A 24,871-nucleotide genomic window follows, 5' to 3' on the forward strand; every position below is an offset into this window, starting at 1 on the left:
TTTCAGCACATTAATTTCGAGGCAATTTTTTGCTACAATAGATGCAATTTTTTATGCATATTCGATCTAAGCTACTATGACTGACGCTCAAACCGCTCAAAATATTGCCACCACCTACGATCCAACCGAGATCGAAAAGAAGTGGTACAAAACGTGGGAAGAACAAGGTTACTTCAAACCTTCTGGTCACGGTGAATCATTCTGTATCATGATTCCACCACCAAACGTCACTGGTAGTTTGCACATGGGCCATGGCTTTAACAATGCCATTATGGATGCCCTCACCCGTTATAACCGTATGATGGGTAAAAACACTTTGTGGCAACCGGGTACCGACCATGCTGGTATTGCAACTCAAATGGTTGTTGAGCGTCAACTTGGCTTACAAGGTATTACTCGTCACGACTTAGGCCGTGAAAAGTTCATCGAAAAAGTTTGGGAATGGAAAGAACAATCTGGCGGCACAATTACCAAACAAATTCGTCGCTTAGGTTCGTCTGTAGACTGGTCACGTGAACGCTTCACGATGGATGAAGGTTTATCAAACGCAGTGAAAGAAGTTTTCGTTCGTTTGCACGAAGACGGTTTAATTTACCGTGGTAAGCGTCTTGTAAACTGGGACCCTAAACTTCAAACTGCTCTTTCTGACCTTGAAGTAGAAAGCAAAGAAGAAAAAGGCTCACTTTGGCACTTTAAATATTTCTTTGAAGATAAATCAGTTAAAACTCAAGATGGCAAAGACTATCTCGTAGTTGCAACGACTCGTCCTGAAACTTTACTTGGTGATACTGCTGTTGCTGTTCACCCTGAAGATGAGCGTTATGCACACCTTGTTGGTAAAAATATTGTATTGCCAATTACTGGTCGTTTAATTCCAATCGTTGCTGACGATTACGTTGAAAAAGACTTCGGTACTGGTTGTGTAAAAATCACCCCTGCTCATGACTTTAACGACTATGAGTTAGGTAAACGCAATAGCTTGCCAATTATCAATATCTTCAACAAAAATGCCGAAGTTTTAGGTGAATTTGAATATATTGCCAAAGCTGGTGAACAAATTTCTAAAACCATTACTGCACCTGCAGACTATGCTGGTTTAGAGCGCTTCGAAGCACGTAAAAAATTAGTTGCTCAAGCGGAAGCTGAAGGCTGGTTAGACCAAATCCAACCGTATGACTTAAAAGCGCCACGCGGTGACCGTTCTGGTGTGATTATTGAGCCGTTACTGACTGACCAATGGTACGTAAAAATTGCGCCTCTTGCAGAGCCTGCAATTGAAGCGGTTCAAGATGGTCGTATTAAGTTTGTTCCAGAGCAGTACAGCAATATGTACATGGCATGGATGCGTGACATTCAAGACTGGTGTATTTCACGTCAGCTTTGGTGGGGTCACCGTATTCCAGCTTGGTACGATGCTGATGGCAACATCTATGTTGGCCGTAGCGAAGAAGAAGTTCGCGCGAAAAATAACATCGCGGCCGATGTTGAGCTTAAACAAGACGAAGACGTACTTGATACATGGTTCTCATCTGCACTTTGGACATTCTCAACTTTAGGCTGGCCAGAACAAACGCCTGAACTCAAAACTTTCCACCCGACTGACGTGTTGGTGACTGGTTTTGACATTATCTTCTTCTGGGTTGCCCGCATGATCATGATGACCATGCACTTCATGAAAAATGAAGATGGTTCATCTCAAATTCCATTTAAGACGGTTTACGTTCACGGCTTGGTACGTGATGGTGAAGGTCAAAAAATGTCGAAGTCTAAAGGTAACGTTCTTGACCCATTAGACTTGATTGACGGTATCGATTTAGAAAGCTTAGTCGCAAAACGTACGACTGGCCTAATGAACCCGAAAGATGCTGCGAAGATTGAAAAATCAACGCGTAAAGAATTCCCAGAAGGCATTAATGCTTATGGTACTGACGCAGTTCGTTTCACGTTCTGTGCCCTTGCAAACACTGGTCGTGACATCAAGTTCGACTTAAAACGTGTTGAAGGTTACCGTAACTTCTGTAACAAAATCTGGAATGCAACACGTTTCGTTCTGATGAATGTTGAAGGCCAAACTGTCGGTCAAGAAGCACGTCCTGATCTTTGGGAACTTCCAGAACAATGGATTATCAGCCGTCTGCAAAAAGCTGAAGCTGCTGTACACCAAGCGTTTGCAACTTACCGTTTAGACCTTGCTGCTCAAGCGATTTATGACTTTATCTGGAATGAATACTGCGACTGGTACGTTGAGTTAACTAAACCAGTTCTGAACGATGCAGAAGTTTCAGAAGAACGTAAAGCTGAAGTACGCCGTGTATTGCTTGCTGTCATGGAAGCATCATTACGTTTGGCTCATCCATTAATGCCATATTTGACAGAAGAAATCTGGCAAACACTTGCACCAATGCTTGGTCAAGGCGGCCCAACCATTATGACTGCTCAATATCCTATTCCTGAGCAAGCAAAAATCAATGAACAAGCTGAAGCAGATATGCAATGGCTTCAAGGTTTGATTGGTGCGGTACGTAACATTCGCGGTGAAATGGGCTTAGGTAATGCGCGTTTATTACCAGTATTACTTCAAAACATTTCTAATGCTGAACGTGAGCAAATTACTCGTATTGAAGCGTTGTTCAAAGCATTGGCTAAAGTTGAAAGTATTGAGTTCTTAGGTAAAGATCAAGAACCACCGCTTTCTTCTTCAAGTGTTGTAGGTCATGCATCGGTATTTGTACCAATGAAAGGCTTAATTGACCCTAAAGCTGAGCTTGGCCGTTTGCAAAAAGACTTGGATAAAATCCAAAAGCAACACGACCAAATTGCAAATAAACTTGCAAATGAAGGCTTTGTATCTAAAGCACCAGCAGCGGTTGTTGAAGGTGAAAAAGCGAAGCTTGCTGAGTTTGCTGCGCAGTTAGATAAAGTTAAAGCGAATATGGAGCAAATTGCTGCGCTTTAATTTAATTAGTTAAATGAACCCAGAATCTGTGCAAGCAGGTTCTGGGTTTTCTATATTTAAAAATCACTTTTCTGTAGAATCAGCATATGAAGATGCCATGTTTTTATATAACCTTCCAATAAAGGTAAATTTTCATTAATTTCTTTATGAAACAGCAGATTAAAATCACATAAGAATAAATCAGCTATATCTTGATAAGTAAATCCTATAAATTTTGTAGGTTCTCTAATAACCCACTCATCATAAATTCCCAATAAATCAACTACAAGAATTCCACCTTCAGAAAGAGCATTTATCATTCGTTTAATTACGCTATAAAAATAACTTGGGTTACAAAAGAACAGACTTGATGAAGCAATAATTAAGCTTGAAGACGGGAAATTAAAGTCTTCAAAAGATTCATGATAGAAAATAAATTTAGAGTCATCTTTAAATCTATCAGTACAGACTTTTTGCGCATCAATTGAAATATCAAAAGCATGAACATTAAATCCCTTTGAGAGTAGATAAGCAGATTCATTGCCAGCGCCACAGCCACAATCGATAGCAACTAAAGGTAAGTTAGGAAAATAACCTAAAGCCTTCTCTAAAATAGGTCTATGTTTAAGTTCTTTTGATAATTGAATAAGTTTTTCATTCATAAATCCGATCTTTTAATTTTTATAATTTCCACACTATATTTTATAAAAAATCCAATCTCAACGATTTCCTATTTCAGAATTTATACCTTATCAAATCATCGGTAGTCTCATGGCTGCACATAAAACCTAGAAACTGATTAAAGCACCCCATGCCCCAATAACATCTCCACCCCACTTACCTTTTTCATATGCTTTAAACGTTCCTTTTCCCACTTCAACTGCTGCTTTAGCTCAGCACAATCAGCATCTACAGCTTTATACACATCACTAATATGTACATGCTCTACTTTCACATTCTTGGCTAACTGAAAAGAATCTAAAATCTCAGCAATTTGACTTTCAAGCTGCTGACTTTGTGCATCCAAAGCCAGTTTATAAAACCGCAACTGCTCAGCAGATAACTCTTTAGCGCCTAGCCCTTTATTCTGTTCAAGCTGTAACTGGAGTTTGAGTAAGTAAAACAAGTCCTGTTTTTCATAGGCCTGACTTGCTTGTTGGAACAACTCAGTTTTTTCTTCTTTTTTAGTTTCATCTTGCTCACGGTCTGGGTGAATCATCGCGGCAATTTTTAAATAAACTGTTTTGAGTGACTGGGCTGCCATTTGCTCAGCTTGTTCACGTTTTTGTTGCTGTCTTTGCTGTTTAGCTTGTTTCCGCGCTTGTTGTTGCTCAGCCGCATACCGTTCAAAGTCTTCTTCTAACTCTAAACCTTGATCAACGCTTTCTTCATATTCAGATTTTATTGACTGAGCTTTTCTATTCTTTTTTGCCGATTCCGCTGCATGTTGCTGATAAAAGTTATCGATCTGCTTCACTAAATCCACCTGTTCAGCAGATAACATTTTTGAGCGCTTCAACATTTGTGCAAGCTGGGCAATTTTTTCATCCAGTTGTTGTATGTCTGCTTTGGAAAACTCATGGCTATGTAATATATTCCAAAGTTGCTCTAACTGCTGAAATAGCACTGTATGTAAATCATTATATACAGGCATCAGTTTTTGTCGTATGTACTGTTGAATCTCAGCTTGTGCATTTTGCCATGTGCTCAGACTAACTTTTTGCTGTTCTATTTTATCAATCAGGCGATTCAGTTTTTTCTGCTGTGCAGATGGTTCAGACCTTTGCTGCAAGCTCACTTTGAGATCAAAGGACATACTCATCCACCCGAAAAAGAAAAAAGTGTAGCAATAATTATATGAGGAAGGTAGCCAGCATTCTTTAAGTGTTAAAAAGCCTAAAATTTATATCTTAAGAAATCCACCAAATCACCAGTGGTAAAGTCACGGCGGTGCATAAAGTTTGAAAGCTAATCACGGCTGCCATAAGCTGACTATCTCCACCCAAAACTTTGGTTAAAATGTATGAAGCAGAAGCAGTCGGTAGCGCAAAGAAAATAACTAAAATTTGCGTTTGCAAACTTGGTAAATCAAACCACATGCAGACCATATAAGCCAAAGCAGGAACTGCTAAAAGTCGTGCAAACGTGTCTGCTGCCAATACCACAATGTCTTTTTTAATTTGCATAAACTGTAAAGCTGCGCCAACACATAACAACCCTAGTGGCAAACTCGACACTGAAAAAAGCTTAATAAACTGAGTAAAGCCTTCCCAAATAGGAATATGAAGCGCATTGACTACGGCTCCAATCACACATGATGCAATCAACGGGTTTTTAAGGAGTGCAATCAAAACAGGTTTAATTGCCATATGTTCTTTAGAGGTTAGAGCAAGCACCGAAATAACATTCACAAGCGGAATGCAAAGCGCCAATAAAATTGCCAGAATTGCCATTCCTTCACTTTTAAAAAGCGAAGTGACTAAAGCCAAACCAATATAGGTATTAAAGCGAACCATACTTTGTACATGCACACCAAAACGTGCGGGTGGTATGTGCCAAAACATTCGAAGTATGTATAAAAAAGCGGTCACTGCTAAAACCACAACCAACATCGCAATGATGGCTGTACTCAAGCTTTGTAAGTCAATTTTTGCGGTCGATAGCGTACTAAAAAGCAAAGCTGGAAATAAAATATAATAATTCAGCTTCTCTGCCCCAGCCCAAAACTCATCGCTAAAAAAACGATATTTTTTAAATAAGTATCCCGATGCAATTAATGCAACTAAAGGAAAAAGAGATAAAACAATACTATTCATTTCTTTACTCGAGTTTTGTTGAGGCTTGCTAGTTTGGGAACTAACTTGGCTTACTCATATATTAAAGATAATGAAAACTCATGATAAAATGAGTTTTTACTCATAATAAGTACAACATGACATTTACCCAGCTTGAAATTTTCGCACTCATTGCTGAACTAAAAAGCTTTACTGCTACAGCAGAAAAGCTGGGAATTTCACAGTCGGCAGTTTCCCATGCGCTTAAATCATTAGAACAACAATGGGGCATTAACCTGATTTCAAGAACTCAAAGCGATATTGAGCTGACGACGACAGGTCAGCAGTTATTAACCCATGTAAAAGAGCTATTGAGTATTTCCGATACCTTAGAAAAAGAAGTGGCTGCAATCCATGGTTTAAACGAAGGCACACTACGTATTGGATCTTTTGGGGCTTCATCCTCTATTTATCTATTGCCTGAAATTTTAGAAGCCTTTCGGCAATGCTACCCCAAAATCGAAATTTATATTGATGAAGGTGAAGATAAAGAAGTTGCTCAGTGGTTATTAGAGCGACGCATCGAAGTTGGTTTTTTGATTATGCCAGATGAGCGTTTTGATACATTTCCCTTAATTGAAGATCGTTTTGTTGCCTTAATTCCGAGTGGTTACCCGCTCGCCCAACAACTCTATATTGATCCAGCACAGTTAGAAAATTGTCCTTTCATTATGACAATGGCGGGTAGTCGACATCAGGTCGAATTAATTTTAAAAAATTTTAATGTCAAACCAGACATCAAATTTTATGTTTCACAAATTTTGAGTATTGTCAGTATGGTTCACAACCAGTTAGGGATTTCGATTGTCTCTGATATGGTGATCACCAAAGAGCTACTCTCGCTTTATCCAAACGTAGTTAAACGCCCTTTTAAACCAAACCTTAAACGTTCTATTGGTCTTGCAGTAAAAAACAAAAAACACATCAGTCCAGCCGTAAAAGCATTTATTGAAGTTGCTCAAGAGGTTTGGTCTGATCATTAATTAAATATAGATAATTTTTAAAAATTTAATAATGATCTCTTTCAGATCAATTTATCAACATATTAGATGACTTGTAACGTAAAAAGCGCCCTTATTGCCCTATCTTGAATAAATCAACGCACCATTTATCGCCAAAATCCTCTATTTCAATCCAAATTGGTGCGCTTATTGCATATTCACTTTTATGCAATTGAGTTTGTTTCGACAAACTTAGGTTTTTAGATTCCTTAAATCTATTTTGGTGCAATTTACAGACCCAGATTTGTTCCAAAATGGAATTTAGCACTTTTTTCGAGCATGCTATGCAAAATGTAGATCTGTTTTTCTTATTACTTGGTGCAGTTTTGGTTCTTGCCATGCACGCAGGTTTTGCATTCTTGGAACTTGGTACAGTTCGCCACAAAAATCAGGTGAACGCGCTTAGTAAAATTCTGACTGACTTTGCCCTCTCCGCAATCGCATATTTCTTTGTTGGTTACTACATCTCTTATGGCCAGCACTTCTTCCATGATGGTACGGTTTTATCCAATGATCATGGCTATAACCTTATGCGTTGCTTCTTTTTACTCACTTTTGCTGCGGCCATTCCTGCCATCATTTCTGGCGGTATTGCAGAACGCGCAAAAATGCGTTCACAAGCGATTGCCACACTCGCATTGGTTGCACTGGTTTATCCGTTCTTCGAGGGAATGGTCTGGAATGGCAACTACGGTCTGCAAAAGTGGTTAGAAACAACTTTTGGCGCAGCTTTTCATGACTTTGCGGGTTCAGTCGTAGTTCATGCCATGGGCGGTTGGATAGCACTTGCTGCTGTCATTTTATTGGGCGCACGTTCTGGCCGTTATAAGAAAGATGGTCGTGTAAGTGCTCACCCACCTTCTTCTATTCCATTTTTGGCGCTTGGTTCATGGATTTTGATCGTAGGCTGGTTTGGCTTTAATGTGATGAGTGCTCAGCGTGTTGATGCAATCTCTGGTCTCGTTGCGATTAACTCCCTTATGGCAATGGTAGGCGGAACGATTACAGCAAATGCGATTGGGAAAAATGACCCTGGTTTCTTACACAACGGTCCACTTGCGGGTTTAGTCGCTATTTGCGCAGGTTCTGACATTGTGCATCCAGTCAGTGCACTTGTAATTGGTGGTGCAGCAGGTGCTATGTTCGTGTATCTATTCACCTATACCCAAAACAAACTCAAAGTTGATGACGTTCTTGGTGTCTGGCCGCTACATGGTGTATGCGGTGCATTTGGTGGTATTGCCGTAGGTATTTTTGGTCAAAAATGGCTAGGTGGTTTAGGCGGCGTATCATTCATCTCTCAGCTCATCGGTACAGCACTCGCGATTGCCATTGCACTGGCTGGCGGTTTCATTGTTTATGGCATCCTTAAAGCGACCATTGGCATTCGCCTATCTCAAGAAGATGAGTTCCGTGGTGCAGACTTATCTATTCATAAGATCTCAGCAAACTCTGAAGAAGGTATGTTTTAATACTTTCTAAAGTGCTTAAGGCGACGATACTATTCGTCGCTTTTTTATTTTTTAAGGAAAATTGAACTTCTTTCACCAGTATAGTTTAAGAGCAATTTAAGATTAATTTTATGTAATTAGTCGCACCTATTGTCGATTGATATTGCATCAGAATGACTAATCAAAAACTTTTTTTCCAAATTAATATTCTCTTTCTTTTTTTCAGTTTTTTTATTCTTCTATTTGTATTTCCAGTCGGTGGGAAAATTGATATGTACCTCATCCAACCTTGGATTGATTCAACAGGTCATTTTTTCAATCGGGACAATTGGTATCTTGAAAGACTTAATCATGAAATTGTAAAACAAATCATCACCGCCGTTTATGTTATCTTTTTTGGTTTATGGCTTGCGTCATTTAAATTAAAAAAATTAAAACCTTATCGCTGGCAATATGGCTATATGTTTTTTGTCAGTATGCTCGGTAGCAGTATAGTTGGCCTAATAAAGTCACAATCTGCTCACGCCTGCCCTTGGAATATGGTTCACCCTAATACTTTAGGAAGCTATATTTGGGACTTTAGCGCTAAACATGGCCATTGTTTTCCAGGCGGTCATGCAAGTGCAGGTTTTATTTTAATGACAGGTTATTTTGTTTATCGTCTTGAACAACCTAAACGTGCTTACTTTTATTTATTCTCCGGTATTTTATTAGGTTTCATGATGGGTTGGGCGCAAATGATGCGAGGAGCACATTTTCTAAGCCATAACTTATGGACAGGCTGGGTCGTTTGGGCAATAAATATTTTATTTTATGCGATTTGTATTCATCGTTTTGAGTTTGAAAAACAAGTGAAACAAGAACTTACGTAATCACACTCTTGTTTCATGTAAATGTAAAACTTTAGGTAATTTCACTAATACAGAAAGACCGCCAAGCTCTAAGCTCTTATCGAGAGTTAAAGTCCCACCAAGCCTTTGAGTTGCACGATCTACAATAGATAAACCTAGACCACTTCCCACCTCAAGATGGTGATGCACGCGATAAAAACGCTTAAGGACTTTATCGTAATTTTCAGGGTCTATTCCTGCACCGCTATCTTCAATTTGAATACATGCGTAGTGATCTGGATCGGTATAAACTGAAATATTAATAACACCCTGATGCGGGGTGTACTTAATTGCATTATCAATTAAATTAAAAATAATCGAATGTACAGTAGGTTCAATACTATGCATTTCGATGGGTTCATTTCTAACAAAACCTAAATCGATTTCTTTTTGCATAGCCAAGTTGACCAACTGCTCCACACAATTTAATGCCACATCATTGAGTTGAAAATAACCAGTAGGCTCGACCATACTTAAAGTTACATCTTGCTTTGCCAATGCTAAAAGCTGAGTCACCAAATGCTGAATACGCGCCAAACCCTTGCTTAAGTTTTGCAATGATTCATGCTCAGGAAACTGGCTTAGCAAAATCTTGGTTTGTAAGTTCAATGCAGTCACAGGTGTTCGTAATTCATGAGCAGCATCGGCAATAAATTGCTTCTGTTCATTTTGCGCTTTAGAAATGCGCTCAAAAAGACGGTTCATTTCGTCAATAGTAGGTAAAAGCTCTTGAGGATAATCATGTACTTCAATTGGTGTGAGTTCTTCGGAATCGCGTTCTTTTAACTCATTTTTAAAATCATCTATTGGTTTTAAACCACGACGAATAATGGCTGCTAAGGCAAATATTGCAAAAGGTAAAATAATTAAATACGGAATAAACATACTGCCCGCAAGCTCCCAAGCGAAAGCTTCACGAACCCTCTCTTGCTGACTGACCTGAATCTGATAATCCTTCAAAGGTAAAACATAAGTTCTGACTATACCTTGAGCGGTTTTATGAGAATAAAATCCCGCTTGCTCAACAGGTGGAACCAGCAAATGTAAATGATGAGACAAATGGGCCTGATCCTTATAAGCCCAGATATCGATAAACAGATCTTCTTCGTGGTAAGTTTTATGAAAATCAAACTTACTGCTTACAGTTTTTAAAGGGTGCTCAGCTGTTCTTTCCGCTAAATACTTCATTTGAGTATCTAGAATTTCATCGACTTCTTGAAGTGCAACCTTATAAGCACTAAAAATTAAAATACAACCTAAGATGACACTGAAAATTGAGGTGCCCCAAATCAGTCGTTTTTTTAATGAATAATGCACTTTTATGAAGTCCCGAAATTTTAAATTATGATTGCCCCAAACGGTAGCCCAGTCCTCGGATGGTTCGAATAAAATCTTTACCCAGCTTCGCTCTTAAATGGTGAACATATACTTCAATAGTATTACTGGTCACATCACTATCAAAATCATATAACTTATCTTCTAAGTTGGCTTTAGAAAAGATTTTATTTGGGTGAGTCATAAGTGGAATTAAGATTGCCCATTCACGATTTGATAAATCAATGCGTTGGCCTTTAAACGTCGCAATATGCTGTTCAACATTTAAAACCAGATCACCACTTTCTAATAGTTGATCTTGACTCGCAAGTTGAGCTTCTACTCCACTACGGCGTAGTAATGCATGAATACGGGCAAGCAACTCATCAAACTCATAAGGTTTAATTAAATAATCATCTGCACCCAAATTTAAACCATCGACACGGTTTTGTAATTGATCTCGAGCAGAAATAATTAATACTGGTGTTGCTGCTCTTTGACGGATCTGCTTTAAAACTTGCATACCATCCATCATAGGCAATCCTAAATCCAAAAGAATAAGATCAAATTTAGTCTTCGCCAACTGAGCCAAACCATCTAAACCGTTATTGACCCATTCCACCTCAAATTGATGATATTGCAGCAACGTGATCGTTGATTCTGCAATCATAAAATCATCTTCAATCATCAAGATTTTTGTCATGTTCTAGGCTCGCTTTAGTTTACATGGGCACAAGAGTGCAACATGTCCAGTTGAGGGTTGATGACCTGAGTTGTTACATCCAGCAAACTTAACAAACTTGGGAATAAATTATCCTGACTTAACTTTTGTTTAGTTTGTTGGCTTAAACAATTCACTTGAGCAAGATTATGTTGTTTCCAACTTTCAGAGAACCACATAATCATTGGTACATGTGTTTGTTGGCTCGGTGCGATTGCATAAGGTGAACCATGTAAATATAAACCATGTTCTCCGGTTGATTCGCCATGATCAGATAAATACCATAAACCTGTCTGATATTTTGATATTTCTTTTAGAGTATTAATCATTTGGCTTAATACATGGTCTGTATATACGATTGTATTATCATAACTATTTAGCAATTCGGTTTGCGAACAGCCCTGTATCGCATTCGTATCACAAGTCGGTTTAAAGGGTTGATATGCTTCAGGCGCACGCTTGTAATATGCAGGTCCATGACTACCCACCTGATGCAAAACAATCAAACGTGGACGATCATCATCTTTGGCAATAGTAGACAAATACTGCTTTAAGCTGTCAATGAGAATGTCATCATAACATTCGCCATCTTTACACCATTTTTTCTTTAAGTTTTCTGGAATCTGGTATTGCTCAACGCGATCACATGCACCTTTACAACCCGAGTTATTATCAATCCAAGTTACTTGGTAACCCGCACGTTTTGCAATATCTAGTAAACCTTCGCGGTGACTGGCTAATTGCTCATCATAATCTACACGTGGCATACCCGAGAACATACATGGCACAGAAACCGCTGTTGCCGTACCGCATGAGCTCACTTGAGAGAAGTTGAAAATATCTTGTTTAGAAAGCTCCGGATTCGTATTTTTTGCATACCCATTTAGAGAGAAACTTTCGGCACGTGCCGTTTCACCCACAACAAGTATCATTAACTTAGGGAGATTCTTTTGTACGCGCTGAACTTGATGAGCATCTTGTCCATATATCACAAGAGGCAGATTTTTCTTCGGAGCCTTCTTATGGTAGTAAGACATAAGCGATGAAATACTATTTTGCGGTGAAATCATCCCTTTTAAATCACGATGCTCACGAAATATTGCAGCAAAATCGACATAGTAGGTAAAAAGTAAAACACCGACCACGGCCAATGAAGCTACCAGTGAGAATACTTTCTTCAATAACAACCGTGATACTTTTTCTTGTTTAAATTTAACTTGAGTAATTAAAAAAATGGGTAAAATAACAAAAAAAATTGTCCATAAAACAAAGCGTAAAGAGATTAGATCGGTAACTTCCGAAACATCGGTCTGCACCATATTTTGAATTTGGTCGGGTGAAATAATGACACCTAATGTGTTTACAAAATAAGAGCTAAAACCACCAATAAATATCAATAAAATTGCAAAGATTTTGGCAGTCCATTTCCAATTTAAGATTTGTAAAACCGCATAATAGGTAGCAACAAGAATTATGAGAGTAGCAGCTAAAAACAAAATAGCCTTTACTCCAAAATATGGAGTTAAAGTATGGACTTGATGATAAAAACCAATATTTAAAATTGCACCTAGCCAAATGGCTATAATGAGATTAAACATAAACAGGGAAATCTGTTTATTTCTTAATGTTGAAAAAAAATTCAGCATCGTGAGTGACTACAATCTTTTTATGATGCTTTAATGTAGAAATTGAAACTTAAAAATGACTTAAATAAAAAATGATCTAATTTAGAGACTTTATTTCATTATTATTTTTTAAATTTAACAAATAAAAAAAGACGAGGTTAAGTTTAACCTCGTCTTTTCTATTTTTAGCTAAAAAAATCGTTATTAGAAACTATATTTAGCCATTAAACCAACACGGTTATCTTTGTAAGACTTACCATCAAAGGTATCACGCTTACCGTTTACATACTCAACGCCTAAATCAATTGGTTTAACTGGCGTATAGATAAAGTTGATCCATGCTTGTTGAACTTTTTCATTTGCAGAGGCATTTAATCTCGCATAATCAGTGCCATCATCAGAGAACTGAGCACCATACGCTAAAGTAGAACGTAAGTTAGGTAAAATCTTATAAGTTCCACCCACTTGTACTGCTACAAATTCATTTTGCTCAATAGAATTCCCATCTACTGCGTATGGAGAGTTACTACCATACAAGTAACTATTATCACCCACAACATATGATGCGTCAGCAAAGAGTTTTAAAGGATCAGACACTTTAAAGTCAGTACCAACTGCAACGCCCCAACCAGTTTTATCATCATCAGCAAGTTGTGATTTATAATTTTCTACCAGAACACGAGCTGAAGCAGAACCTCTGCCTTCTGCATAGCCTTGAGTGATTTTAGCAGTTAATGCTGGTAGGCTATACTTAATACTATCACCTGTTACCGAAGTAGTACTATCACCTTTTTCAGCAGAAACAAATAATTGTGTAGTTGGGCCTAGTTTGTAGTTATAGCGTACTTGAGGTACACGTTTAGTACCACCACCAATGTTTGTCGAGAAGTCGATCATTTCTGGTGCATGGTTAGCCAAGAAGTTTGAAGTTGTTTGACCAAACAACCAGTTGTTATAGGTTAAATAAGCATGGCGAATACGCAATGAGCCATTTGAATCTGTGGTTGAACCAGCAAAATCGACTTCGATTTTACCACCAACTTTGTCGTCTCCAACAGGTGTATTAAAATCTAAACCGAGGCGTGTTGTTTTAGCAGTCGCACGTAATTTATCATGTGTTTTACCGTCTGACTTACTTACATCACCAAAGTCGTTATCTGCACCTTCAATAATATAGTTAGCATCGCCACGAACAAAACCATAAAGGTTCACATCAGCGCCAGCTTTAGATTTAAATCCTGCTAATGGAGACACTGGTGCTGCCACAGGTTGAGGTTGTGCTTTTACTTCAGCTAACTGTACTTGCTGTTGCTGCTGTACTTGTTGCTGTTGTTGCTGTACTTGACGTTGTTCTTGAACTAATGCTTTTAATGCTTCAACTTCTTGACGAAGCTTTCGAATTTCCTCTTTATCAGAAGTTGCCGCATTTGCCCCACTCATCATTAAAGCTGTTACTGTAATAGCTAAACTTTTAACAACAAACGATTTACGATTAAGGAATAGATCCATCAAAGACTCCTAAAAATATATTTTATGCTGCCTGTCCATGCCAAGTTGATTCGTGTGACCATTAAGCACTAAAGAATCAACCATCCTCCAAATTTGATTGCATTAATTTTATTACCGCAATCAAAACCAATTTTAACGCTGGGTAAGATTAAAAATTCCGGTCCAAAAGAATCAGCATTTACTTTTTGGTTTACAGAACCTTTACCTTAACTTCATGTTGTAACGAATCCTACACAACTCTCTTATCTTATAGAATGATTAAATCATTATTTCATTATTCTTTTTTAGACTTTAGGCTAATATCCAATCTAAATGAATATTTTTTTGCCAGTCTTATTTGATTCACATGATTTTTCTTGTTATTTGCATCCACTTCTCTCCTTGCAGCTTCCTTTTGCTTTCCAAACAAGATGGCACAATTAATAAGCCATTTAAATAGCCAAAAATATACATTTTTAAAAGATTGGCTAAAAATATAAGTATGATTTTTTAGTGCAGCTTATTTATATTTAAGTCTCTTTATTTCATCTACTTAATGTTATTTTTTATACAGTTTTGGCAGCTTTCCATAAGTAAATAGGAATTAAAAAGAGTACCGCAATACTGACAATAGCTATCAAATAATGGAAATAACCAAGCGCATCTGCAATGACTCCACTAAAGCTATAAAGACCACCACTGACTGTCGCCATGACTGAAACCTGAAAAGTAAAATCGGTACCCGCATAGTTTTTTCGACTATAATGCATAACCAAAGTTAACATCACAACCAGTAGCATGGCAGCAAAAGCATCTTCCAGGGCATTTACGGCATAGATAAGCCATGCATTTATTTTTATCTTTTGTTCATAAGCATAAGCCAAATACGCATAGCTCCCTAAACTCATAATTTTTAATATCGAAAAAGTCATTAATGCTGTGGACCTAGAAATATGTTTTAACATCCAGCCAGCAATAAGTGCCCCCAATAAAGCAGCAACAGCCCCAAGCATGGTGATGTAAATACCAATCTGAGTAAAACTTAAACCCATATCTACCATTAAAGGTTTAAGTAATGGCCCGGCTAAACCATCTGCAACCTTAAAAGTTATAAGGACGATTAACCAAGAACGAAGTTCCTTATTTTGAGAGAAGTACCCCAAGTAAGCTTTAATCTTTGTAACTAGACGTGGTTGGCTATATTGATGAGGTGAATGAGAAGTATGAGATGGCTCTTTAAATAGTAAAATAGGTAAGGTATTAATAAAGACTAAAGCGGCTAATAATAGAAAAGTCGGCTGCCATGATAACCAGTCTAGGCACCATAACACGGCTCCCCCGCCTACAATAAAACCAAGTCGTGAACCTACAACTTGAAAAGTATTTCCCCAATGTTGCTGATCGTGTTGCAATAAATTGACCGCTAAAGCATCGGTCGCGATATCTTGAGTTGCGCCTGTTAAGTTCATAAATAACAGCGTAATAAAAAATATAAAGAGATAAAGAGGCTGATCTAAAACTTGTATAGGGAAAAAAGATAAAATACAAAGTACACCCACCGTCAAAAACTGAGCGGGTAAAATCCAGCTACGATAGTGACCTAAATGCGAGATGGCATGTCGATCTACCCACGGCGCCCAAAATATTTTGATTGACCAAGGCAACATGAGCAGCCCAAAACCACCAATATGGGCAAGAGATACACCTTGAGCTCTTAATATGACAGGTAAGGCATGCGTCATAAAACCTACAGGCAAACCTTGTGCCCAATATAAGGAAAAGAGCAAAAGATAAAGATTTTGCTGTCGGAACATATATACCTACTTTTATTTATTTGTGCGGTAATAACATGAAATACCATGCGTGGTCTTACATTTTGCCAATGAAGCGCAGATTTCAAAAGATTAAGATAAAACAAAGGATGATTTAAAACTTAAAAATATGGAACAACATTTCCCTAATCTACCGTCTCAGGTTCCCCAACGTGGTAATGCTTTAAGTCGAGCATTATTTAAAAAACTCTTTTTGGCACAAGGCTGGACTATAGAAGGTGAAGTTCCCAACTTTCCTAAAGCTGTAGCCATTATTTCTCCCCACACCTCCAATATTGATGGCTGGTATGGTTTTCTTGCCATTTTTGGACTCGGTATTCAAATTACGGTGCTAGGTAAAGACAGTTTATTTAAGCCACCTTTTAAACGGGTTTTAGATTGGGCGGGCGTTATTCCTGTAAAACGTGACTCGGCCAATGGTCTGACTGAACAAGTCGTTGCGACTATTCAACAGTATGACAAGATCTGGATTGGAATGGCGCCAGAAGGCACACGTAAGAAAGCAAAAAAAATGAAGAGTGGTTTTTACCATATTGCTGCAAAAGCCAATATTCCTATTGTGATGTTTTCTTTTGATTATGACCGTAAGACTATTCACTGCTTAGGCTATTTAACTCCAAGCGGAAATTATGATGAAGATCTCGCCAAGATTTTTGAACGTTATGAAGGAAAAATATCACCGAAAAATCGTAATTGGCTTGCAGAGCCTTTACAAAATCTTGTGAAAAAAACCTAGCAAAAATTGAACGAATCTGGTCTGATGGGCCATCTTAATTTATCTTGCCATAGATTGTTTTTCAAAGATGAAAATTGCTCAATTTGCCAGTATCGGATTTATCTCTTTAGCCCTATTCGGCTGTGATAAGTTCAGCAAAACACCAACACCGACCACTTCAGTTAAAGCGCGCGAACCAGTGATTGCACTTGCATTGGGTGGCGGTGGAGCAAAAGGATTTTCACATATTGGTGTTATCAAGGTTTTAGAATCACATGGTATTAAACCGAAAATTGTTACGGGTACAAGTGCCGGTAGCTTTGTAGGCAGTATCTATGCCAGTGGACAAACGCCTTATCAACTCCAAAATCTTGCGCTTAAATTGCAAGAGTCTGATATTCGCGATTTAACCCTGAATCGCCAAGGTATTATTCTTGGGCAAAAGTTACAGGACTATGTTAACCGTAACGTAGGTAACAAGCCTATTGAGAAATTCCCAATTCGTTTTGCAGCGGTAGCAACCCGTCTTGATAATGGACAAAAAGCAGACTTTATTAAAGGTAATGCAGGACAAGCTGTTCGTGCATCATGCAGTATTCCCAATGTATTTGTACCAGCAACCATTGGTAAGCAGAAATATGTAGATGGCGGACTGGTTAGCCCAATTCCGGTCAAAACAGCACGTGATATGGGTGCTGATATTGTGATTGCAGTTGACATTTCTGCACGTCCGGCAGGAAACCGACCTGCGAATATGTGGGGATTGCTTGATCAAACTATTAATATTATGGGTCAACAAAGTATTAATGAAGAGTTAAAGCAAGCTAACGTGGTGATTCAGCCTAAAGTTGGGCACTTAGGTACACTCGATTTAAAATCAAGTAATGAAGCTATTTTAGAAGGCGAAAAAGCTGCTCAAGGTCAAATTCGCCAAATTGAAACTGCAATTGCAAATTTCAAAAAATCTCCAGCCGCATTTAAGCCTGCGCCACGTCCTAAATTTTAATTGAGGTGGTTTTTTTCTATCCACACTCTCCATCATCTGCTACAGTGGTAAAAGTGATATGAAATCACTTTTACCCATCATAAAGACATATAAAAGAGCAGATCTATGGAGTTTGTTGTAGAACCTTGGCACTGGTTTGTATTGGGTATCTTACTTATTCTTTCTGAGCTGATTCTCCCTGCCTTTGCCGCTCTCTGGTTTGGTATTGCAGCCATAATGGTTTGCTTTCTCTATTGGTTATTTCCAGATATCAGCCTTACTACTCAAATAGTGCTGTGGATTGTGTTATCGGTGCTATGTACCCTTCTCTGGTTTAAATTTATTAAGCCTTTATCTATTGATAAAACTAAAGCAGGTTTACCTCGAGAAGCGACTATTGGGCAAATTGGTATGGTGATTCAGACCGGACTTGCTCATGACCAAATTATTGTTCGTTTCCCTATGCCTATTTTAGGGGCCGATGAATGGAACTGCCGAAGCACCACCCCTGTTAAGGTCGGTGATCGGGTTCGAGTCATTGATATTTCGGGTAATGACTTAATTGTTCAGCCCCACAGCACTTCATAAACATTAAAGATAAAGAGAGGTTATTTTCATGCCAGTTGGTACTATTATTGTTTTAGCCTTTTTGGCTTTTGTTGCTGTTACCATTTTTAAAGGGGTACGCATTGTTCCTCAAGGTTATAAATGGATTGTTCAGCGTTTAGGAAAATATCATTCTACGCTTAATCCGGGGCTTAACTTCGTTATTCCTTATATTGATGATGTAGCCTATAAAGTCACCACTAAAGATATTGTGCTTGATATTCCATCACAAGAAGTCATTACCCGTGACAATGCTGTATTACTCATGAATGCCGTGGCGTATATCAATCTGACTACACCTGAAAAAGCAGTGTACGGTATTGAAAACTATACATGGGCCATTCAAAACCTTGTACAGACTTCACTACGTTCAATTGTCGGTGAAATGGATCTAGATGATGCTCTATCTTCACGAGATCACATTAAAGCTAAACTAAAAGCTGCGATTTCTGATGATATTTCAGATTGGGGTATCACTTTAAAAACAGTAGAAATTCAAGATATTCAGCCATCTTCAACCATGCAAGCGGCCATGGAAGCTCAAGCCGCTGCTGAACGTCAACGTCGTGCTACAGTTACCAAAGCTGATGGTGAGAAACAAGCTGCAATTTTAGAAGCAGATGGTCGTTTAGAAGCATCTCGCCGTGATGCCGAAGCGCAGGTTGTTTTAGCAGAAGCTTCTCAAAAAGCGATTGAAATGGTAACAAGTGCCGTAGGTGATAAAGAAATTCCTGTTGCTTACCTGTTAGGTGAACAATACGTCAAAGCAATGCAAGATATGGCGAAATCAAGCAATGCCAAAACTGTTGTGTTACCTGCCGATGTTTTAAATACAATTCGTGGCATTATGGGAAAGCATAATTAATTTAATTGCTTCAAATAATTACTTGAAATAAAACGGTGACAATCATGTCGCCGTTTTTTCTTTTATATTATTGGTTGTTTAATCTTTTCTGATCTTTCAAAGGAAGCTTTTTTACGACCAAGTCATAAGAGTCGCCAATTAAATCTCGGAGAAAATCGCTTGTTAAATTTTTATGCGGTTTAATCGAAATCCAGTGTTTTTTATTCATGTGATAGCCGGGAATAATAAATGGATAGAGTTCCTGATATTCCTGACTTTTATAAGGGTCACATTTGACATTAATCATTTTTATGCCAGACACTTCCACTGTCAGCATAAACATTTTTTCTAAAATTTTAAAAACTTCATACTCTGGACCAAATGGATGAGTTTGCTCACTAAAAGGGAGATTACGCGCCGCCTCTATTGCGAGTTGATGAAGCTGTTCACCATTCATTCTTTTCTCCTGTATTCATTAAGTCTGAATAGAAGTAGGAAGATTGATTTATGTTTTTATTAATTAGTACGAGCTAACAGGAATTGTGAAATCTCAACTAATTCTTTTGCATTTTCACCGAAATGCGCTAAGGCATCGAAAGCTTGATCATGCAATTCTTTGGCATAAATCTGTGCTTGCTCTAGTCCCATTAGAGCAGGATAAGTCGATTTTTGTACTTGTTCATCTTTACCAGCGGTTTTGCCTAAAGTTTCAGTGCTCGACGTAATATCCAAAATATCATCTTGGACCTGAAAAGCCAGTCCAATTGCTTGACCATATTGACGTAGTTTTGGAATTGCCTGATCTGTACCCGAGAAAATTGTCACTGCCCCCATCATAATAGCAGCCTGAATAAGCGCACCCGTTTTATTACGGTGAATATTCTCTAGTTCGTCTTGAGAAATTTGTTTAGCTTCCGCTTGTAAGTCTAAAACCTGTCCACAAACCATTTTAGAACTAGCTGTAGCTAAAATTTGAATTTGCTTTAAGACAATTGCAGCATCCGTTCCCTGCCCTTGCTCATCAAACAAACGGCTCCCTAAAACTTCAAAAGCCATTGATTGTAAAATGTCACCCGCAAGTAACGCGGTATCTTCACCAAATGCAACATGACACGTTGGCTGACCACGGCGAAGCAAATCATTGTCCATACAAGGCAGGTCATCATGTGCTAAGGAATAACAATGGATGAGTTCAACAGCAACCGCAGCACGGCGAGCAGCCGCAAAATTTGGATTATCTTGTAAAGAAGCTGTAGCGTAACACAAAGCCGGACGCACACGTTTTCCACCGAGCATAACTGCATGGTGTACAGCGCTTTTTAAAGGTTCGGGAATTGAGAATGCAGCCAGTGTCGTCAATAAATCTTGTTGAATACGTTGTTGAGCTTGTTTTAAAACATCCGCATTAACTTGAGAGAGTGATGACACAGTCGCCTCGTAAAATCAGTAGAGAAATTTTATTGAATGTGATGAAACATTCATGTGCTACATCATACACGATTCACTGTAAAAAGTGCGTGATGAGTTATGGATGTCAGAAGTAAAAAGCCTCTCTAGGGTAGAGAGGCTTTTCATTTAAATGACTTTTAGAAACTGTCACCCGGAACGCGTACCCAACCTTCCATTAACACACGCGCACTACGACTCATAATGGCTTTTTTCACCACCCATTGGCCATTTGTAAGTTCAGCTTGGGCACCAACACGTAATGTTCCAGATGGATGTCCAAAACGTACTGCTTCACGTTCTCCACCACCAGCTGCTAAATTTACTAAAGTGCCTGGAATCGCAGCCGCTGTACCAATTGCTACCGCTGCTGTTCCCATCATGGCATGGTGAAGTTTGCCCATCGACAAAGCTCGAACGAGTAAGTCGGCATCGTTCTCTGAAACGTTTTTACCGCTTGAAGCTGTGTAATTTTTTGGTTTAGAGACAAAAGCAATTTTTGGTGTGTGCTGACGTGCGGCTGCTTCTGAAATATCTTTAATTAAGCCCATCTGAACTGCACCATAGGCACGAATTTTTTCAAAACGTGCTAATGCTGCTGCATCACCATTAATATGATCTTGTAATTCAGTACCTTCGTAGCCTAAATCTTCTGCATTTAAGAAAATGGTTGGAATACCGGCATTAATAAATGTGGCTTGAAAACTACCAATCTCTGGAACATCTAATTGGTCAACAACATTCCCTGTCGGGAACATATCACCGCCCTCTTCACCATCATCGGCAGGGTCTAAAAACTCAATTTGAACTTCAGCAGCAGGGAAAGTTACCCCATCTAGTTCAAAGTCTCCGGTTTCTTGAACTTGGCCATTGATGATAGGTACATGCGCAATAATAGTTTTTTGAATATTTTTTTGCCAGATTCGAACAGTACAAAGGCCATTTTCAGGAATACGATCGGCATCAACCAAACCATTTGAAATTGCAAATGAACCAACCGCTGCTGTTAAATTACCGCAGTTACCACTCCAGTCTACAAAAGCTTGATCTATTGAAACCTGCCCAAACAAATAGTCGACATCATGATCTGGCTGTGTACTTTTGGCGAGAATAACGGTTTTACTGGTACTCGAAGTCGCTCCACCCATTCCATCAATTTGTTTTCCATAAGGGTCTGGGCTACCAATGACACGTAGCAAGAGTTGATCTCTTGCTTGACCTGCAACTTGAGCTTTTTCCGGCAAATCATCAAGTTTAAAGAATACACCTTTACTGGTTCCACCACGCATGTAAGTTGCTGGAATTTTAATTTGCGGTACGAAGCTCATATCAACTGTTATCCTTACTATTGTGTTTTTATATCTCAAAACAAGCAGACTTGTTTAGTCATTCGCTTCATCTTAAATCGTTTTATGATCAAGAGATAGCACTGTACTTTTATACATCAATCGTATTGACGCGGGTTTATTTTGGAAATTTCAATTCATGCCTGCAATGACCGAATAAAGCAAAATCATAAGAAAAAAAGTCTATCAAAAAATATATTTTTGGAAGATTTTTCAACCAATTTAACACGATTAAAAGCAAGTTTATGATTTTAAATATTTTTTATAGTTACTTTACAGTCATCCCTTGTTCAATTGTAGTCTAGGCTAAAATAAATCCATCTATTAGAATAATTTACTTATTCATTGTGAGTGAAGACCTTTGACCAACGAATCTTCTACACTTCAACGAGGACTAAAAAATCGACATATCCAATTAATTGCTATGGGTGGAGCAATTGGTACCGGATTATTTTTAGGCTCGGCGCAAGTGATTCAATCTGCGGGACCATCCATTATTTTAGGATATGCCATTGGTGGCTTAATTGCTTTTTTAATTATGCGCCACCTGGGAGAAATGATTGTTGAAGAACCTGTTGCAGGATCGTTCAGCCATTTTGCGTATAAATACTGGGGGAAATTTCCCGGATTTTTAGCTGGATGGAATTATTGGATGCTCTATGTTCTGGTTGCGATGAGTGAACTCACCGCGGTAGCCAAATATATTAATTACTGGTGGCCTCATATTCCAGCATGGACTTCTGTCTTATTTTTCTTTGTCGTGATTACGGCAATTAACCTAACAAACGTCAAATTTTATGGTGAGTCCGAATTCTGGCTCGCTATTATTAAAGTTGCTGCGGTTATCTCTATGATTGTTTTTGGCCTTTATTTGCTATTTACAGCAGATGTAGGTTCAAGCATTTCGTTTAGTAACCTTTGGTCTCATGGTGGATTTTTTCCAAATGGCTTTAGTGGCCTCTTCTATATGTTGGCTTTCTTGATGTTCGCCTTTGGTGGTATTGAACTGATTGGTATGGCCGCGGCAGAAGCAAAAGATCCGAAAAAAACTATTCCAAAAGCAATTAACCAAGTTGTTTTCCGTATCTTGATTTTCTATATCGGTTCACTAGCGATCTTACTTTCATTAGTGCCGTGGAACCAATTAGATCTTGGCGGTCTCGACAAAAGTCCATTTGTTATGATTTTTAGTCAAATGGGTATTGGTTGGGCTGCACACTTACTGAACTTTATTATTTTAACCGCCGCTCTCTCTGTTTATAACAGTGGGATGTTTGCAAATAGCCGTATGCTTTACGGTTTAGCTCAACAAGGCAATGCACCAAAAATTTTCAAGAAAGTAAATAAACAAGGTGTACCTGTACCAGCAGTTTTGCTATCGGCATTACTCATTTTTGGCTGTGTTCTTTTAAATTACTTTGTACCAGAAGATGCTTTAAGCCACTTAATGTACATTGTTGTTGGAGCACTGGTATTGAACTGGGCGATGATCAGTATGACTCACCTTAAGTTTAAATCAGCAATGAAAAAACTCGGTCAAAAAACTCACTTTCCTGCACTTTGGGCACCGTTTAGTAACTATTTGGTTTTAGGTTTTATTGCTGTAGTACTCTACATTATGTGGAGTCAAGGCTTTAAAGAATCAGTGATGATGATTCCTATTTGGATCGTTCTCATGTTTATTTTGTTTAAAGTACTCAATGCCAAAGAACAGTAATCTAACAGCTTGTACTTAAAACTATAAAAAGTCATTGCCTCGGCAATGGCTTTTTTGTTTATAATCAGAAAATTATGCGCCCTTAGCTTAACTGGATAGAGCAGTTGCCTCCTAAGCGACCGACGTGGGTTCGAGTCCCGCAGGGCGCACACTTTTAGTTAATTAATCCTTCACTTCAGCCAGCAATGTTTCAGCTGCAAGTTTGCCTAAATTATTAGAAGCAAGCGGACTATCGCCCGTTAACAATTTACGGTCTCGATGACATTGACCAGTAATGCCAGTGTTCAAAATCTTCACACCGAGTTTTTCAAGGTTTTCACCGACTAACCACGGTAATGCTCCAGGCATGTAACCAATATCAATATTCGCTCCCTTATCTAACGAGTCAGGGAATACACAAATTTGATAATCTTTAAAAATATAATTCTCAGGCTGTTCATCTACTGCGGCAGCCAGTAACGAAGCTGGACCATGACATAACGTAATAATAAATTTGTCTTGTTCAACTGCCCATTTAAGAACTTTCTTCACTTCAAGGCTATGCGGAATCTTCGCTAATACCCCATGCCCACCCGGAATAAATACAGCCGCATATGGAGAGTTTTCACCGACTACATTTTCTAAAATATCGGCAAGTTTTAACGGATTTTTTAATTTATCTGCATATTTCTGGAAAGTATCTAATACTACTTGTTCTTGCTTTGGCATTGCCCACATTTCAAGCTTGGCAGGGTTCCCTGAAAGTGTCGCAACATCAATTTCAAATCCGGCATTATCTAAATGGAACATTGGCAAAAGCATTTCTACTGGATGGTTTCCGGTAGAAAAGAACTTACCGTTTTGCATCTGGATATAACGTTCATCAGTTGCAATCATTAAAACCTTTTTATTGCCCGCATACGGCGTTGGATAGGTTGTGCCATCATAATCTGTTTTAGGAGAAGTATATTGACTCAGTGAATATGGTGATGGGAAGAACGCATTATCTTCAGCTAAATCTGGAGTTGGATTTTTATCATTTGATGCTGGGGTATTCATGGTTACCATCCTTTAGAATTGAAGAGCGAAATAACAGCTTTAAGACAGTTATTATTTCTTAGTAAATGTATATTCAGATCAAG

21 protein-coding genes and 1 tRNA gene are annotated in these 24,871 nt (G+C 38.5%); 10 read left to right on the forward strand and 12 right to left on the reverse strand.

Features of this window, described 5'->3' with window-relative positions; translation table 11 throughout:
• Positions 1 to 76: 76 nt before the first annotated feature.
• Complete coding sequence (locus tag EG365_RS04490; protein WP_000128713.1) at positions 77 to 2,956, forward strand: valine--tRNA ligase; 2,880 nt, start codon at positions 77 to 79, stop codon at positions 2,954 to 2,956.
• A gap of 56 nt (positions 2,957 to 3,012) precedes the next feature.
• On the opposite strand, the gene EG365_RS04495 is transcribed toward EG365_RS04490, so the two are convergent.
• The 3 genes from EG365_RS04495 to EG365_RS04505 form a co-directional block, all read right to left on the reverse strand.
• Positions 3,013 to 3,597 carry a methyltransferase domain-containing protein gene (locus EG365_RS04495; protein WP_001003239.1) on the reverse strand — a complete coding sequence of 195 codons (585 nt, stop codon included), beginning with the start codon at positions 3,595 to 3,597 and terminating at the stop codon, positions 3,013 to 3,015.
• A 137-nt stretch (positions 3,598 to 3,734) separates the two neighbouring features.
• On the reverse strand, positions 3,735 to 4,751 hold the full coding sequence (locus EG365_RS04500) for a molecular chaperone DnaJ (RefSeq protein WP_000006933.1): 1,017 nt from the start codon (positions 4,749 to 4,751) through the stop codon (positions 3,735 to 3,737).
• A gap of 94 nt (positions 4,752 to 4,845) precedes the next feature.
• Positions 4,846 to 5,751, reverse strand: coding sequence for an AEC family transporter (locus EG365_RS04505; protein ID WP_001084918.1), 906 nt, complete (start codon positions 5,749 to 5,751; stop codon positions 4,846 to 4,848).
• Positions 5,752 to 5,867: 116 nt separating this feature from the next.
• On the opposite strand from EG365_RS04505, the gene EG365_RS04510 reads away from it, so the two are divergent.
• The 3 genes from EG365_RS04510 to EG365_RS04525 all read left to right on the forward strand — a co-directional run bounded on the left by EG365_RS04510 (position 5,868) and on the right by EG365_RS04525 (position 9,093).
• On the forward strand, positions 5,868 to 6,752 hold the full coding sequence (locus EG365_RS04510; RefSeq protein ID WP_000144729.1) for a LysR family transcriptional regulator: 885 nt from the start codon (positions 5,868 to 5,870) through the stop codon (positions 6,750 to 6,752).
• Between the two features lie 302 nt (positions 6,753 to 7,054).
• Complete coding sequence (locus EG365_RS04520) at positions 7,055 to 8,242, forward strand: ammonium transporter (protein ID WP_002001094.1); 1,188 nt, start codon at positions 7,055 to 7,057, stop codon at positions 8,240 to 8,242.
• A gap of 152 nt (positions 8,243 to 8,394) precedes the next feature.
• Positions 8,395 to 9,093 (forward strand): phosphatase PAP2 family protein, encoded by a 699-nt coding sequence (locus tag EG365_RS04525; protein ID WP_000184466.1) that lies wholly within the window; start codon positions 8,395 to 8,397, stop codon positions 9,091 to 9,093.
• On the opposite strand, the gene EG365_RS04530 is transcribed toward EG365_RS04525, so the two are convergent.
• From EG365_RS04530 to EG365_RS04550, 5 genes are all read right to left on the reverse strand, one after another.
• On the reverse strand, positions 9,094 to 10,428 hold the full coding sequence (locus EG365_RS04530) for a two-component system sensor histidine kinase PmrB (RefSeq protein WP_000559382.1): 1,335 nt from the start codon (positions 10,426 to 10,428) through the stop codon (positions 9,094 to 9,096).
• A gap of 25 nt (positions 10,429 to 10,453) precedes the next feature.
• A complete protein-coding gene (locus EG365_RS04535) occupies positions 10,454 to 11,128 on the reverse strand; it encodes a response regulator transcription factor (RefSeq protein ID WP_000161505.1) in 675 nt (224 codons plus the stop codon).
• A 14-nt stretch (positions 11,129 to 11,142) separates the two neighbouring features.
• Entirely contained in the window at positions 11,143 to 12,792 is a 1,650-nt protein-coding gene (locus EG365_RS04540; RefSeq protein WP_002017062.1) for a phosphoethanolamine transferase, read from the reverse strand.
• Between the two features lie 183 nt (positions 12,793 to 12,975).
• Entirely contained in the window at positions 12,976 to 14,280 is a 1,305-nt protein-coding gene (locus EG365_RS04545; RefSeq protein ID WP_000362914.1) for a DcaP family trimeric outer membrane transporter, read from the reverse strand.
• Between the two features lie 545 nt (positions 14,281 to 14,825).
• Positions 14,826 to 16,073 carry an MFS transporter gene (locus EG365_RS04550; protein WP_000489706.1) on the reverse strand — a complete coding sequence of 416 codons (1,248 nt, stop codon included), beginning with the start codon at positions 16,071 to 16,073 and terminating at the stop codon, positions 14,826 to 14,828.
• A gap of 127 nt (positions 16,074 to 16,200) precedes the next feature.
• Between EG365_RS04550 and EG365_RS04555 the strand changes: the two genes are divergently transcribed.
• The 4 genes from EG365_RS04555 (at position 16,201) to EG365_RS04570 (ending at position 19,262) form a co-directional block, all read left to right on the forward strand.
• Positions 16,201 to 16,827 (forward strand): lysophospholipid acyltransferase family protein, encoded by a 627-nt coding sequence (locus tag EG365_RS04555; RefSeq protein WP_000434847.1) that lies wholly within the window; start codon positions 16,201 to 16,203, stop codon positions 16,825 to 16,827.
• A 67-nt stretch (positions 16,828 to 16,894) separates the two neighbouring features.
• Positions 16,895 to 17,812: a patatin-like phospholipase family protein gene (locus EG365_RS04560; protein WP_000684973.1), complete on the forward strand. Its 918-nt coding sequence runs from the start codon at positions 16,895 to 16,897 to the stop codon at positions 17,810 to 17,812.
• A gap of 105 nt (positions 17,813 to 17,917) precedes the next feature.
• On the forward strand, positions 17,918 to 18,379 hold the full coding sequence (locus EG365_RS04565) for an NfeD family protein (protein ID WP_000397562.1): 462 nt from the start codon (positions 17,918 to 17,920) through the stop codon (positions 18,377 to 18,379).
• Between the two features lie 28 nt (positions 18,380 to 18,407).
• Positions 18,408 to 19,262, forward strand: a complete 855-nt coding sequence (locus EG365_RS04570) for an SPFH domain-containing protein (protein ID WP_001143941.1) — start codon at positions 18,408 to 18,410, stop codon at positions 19,260 to 19,262.
• A 67-nt stretch (positions 19,263 to 19,329) separates the two neighbouring features.
• Here EG365_RS04570 and EG365_RS04575 read toward each other — a convergent pair whose 3' ends face one another.
• The 3 genes from EG365_RS04575 to prpF form a co-directional block, all read right to left on the reverse strand.
• Complete coding sequence (locus tag EG365_RS04575; RefSeq protein WP_001012945.1) at positions 19,330 to 19,698, reverse strand: MmcQ/YjbR family DNA-binding protein; 369 nt, start codon at positions 19,696 to 19,698, stop codon at positions 19,330 to 19,332.
• A 59-nt stretch (positions 19,699 to 19,757) separates the two neighbouring features.
• Positions 19,758 to 20,669 (reverse strand): polyprenyl synthetase family protein, encoded by a 912-nt coding sequence (locus EG365_RS04580; protein ID WP_000097112.1) that lies wholly within the window; start codon positions 20,667 to 20,669, stop codon positions 19,758 to 19,760.
• A 158-nt stretch (positions 20,670 to 20,827) separates the two neighbouring features.
• A complete protein-coding gene (gene prpF, locus EG365_RS04585; protein WP_000011463.1) occupies positions 20,828 to 22,015 on the reverse strand; it encodes a 2-methylaconitate cis-trans isomerase PrpF in 1,188 nt (395 codons plus the stop codon).
• A gap of 379 nt (positions 22,016 to 22,394) precedes the next feature.
• Here prpF and EG365_RS04590 point away from each other — a divergent pair, with 379 nt between their 5' ends.
• Together EG365_RS04590 and EG365_RS04595 are read left to right on the forward strand one after the other, a co-directional pair.
• Positions 22,395 to 23,750, forward strand: coding sequence for an amino acid permease (locus tag EG365_RS04590; protein WP_002016863.1), 1,356 nt, complete (start codon positions 22,395 to 22,397; stop codon positions 23,748 to 23,750).
• Positions 23,751 to 23,826: 76 nt separating this feature from the next.
• Positions 23,827 to 23,899, forward strand: a tRNA-Arg gene (locus EG365_RS04595).
• A gap of 13 nt (positions 23,900 to 23,912) precedes the next feature.
• On the opposite strand, the gene hchA is transcribed toward EG365_RS04595, so the two are convergent.
• Positions 23,913 to 24,788 carry a glyoxalase III HchA gene (gene hchA / locus EG365_RS04600; protein WP_001095768.1) on the reverse strand — a complete coding sequence of 292 codons (876 nt, stop codon included), beginning with the start codon at positions 24,786 to 24,788 and terminating at the stop codon, positions 23,913 to 23,915.
• Between the last annotated feature and the right edge of the window lie 83 nt (positions 24,789 to 24,871).

Source organism: Acinetobacter sp. FDAARGOS_494, from assembly GCF_003812225.1.
Classification (GTDB): domain Bacteria; phylum Pseudomonadota; class Gammaproteobacteria; order Pseudomonadales; family Moraxellaceae; genus Acinetobacter; species Acinetobacter baumannii.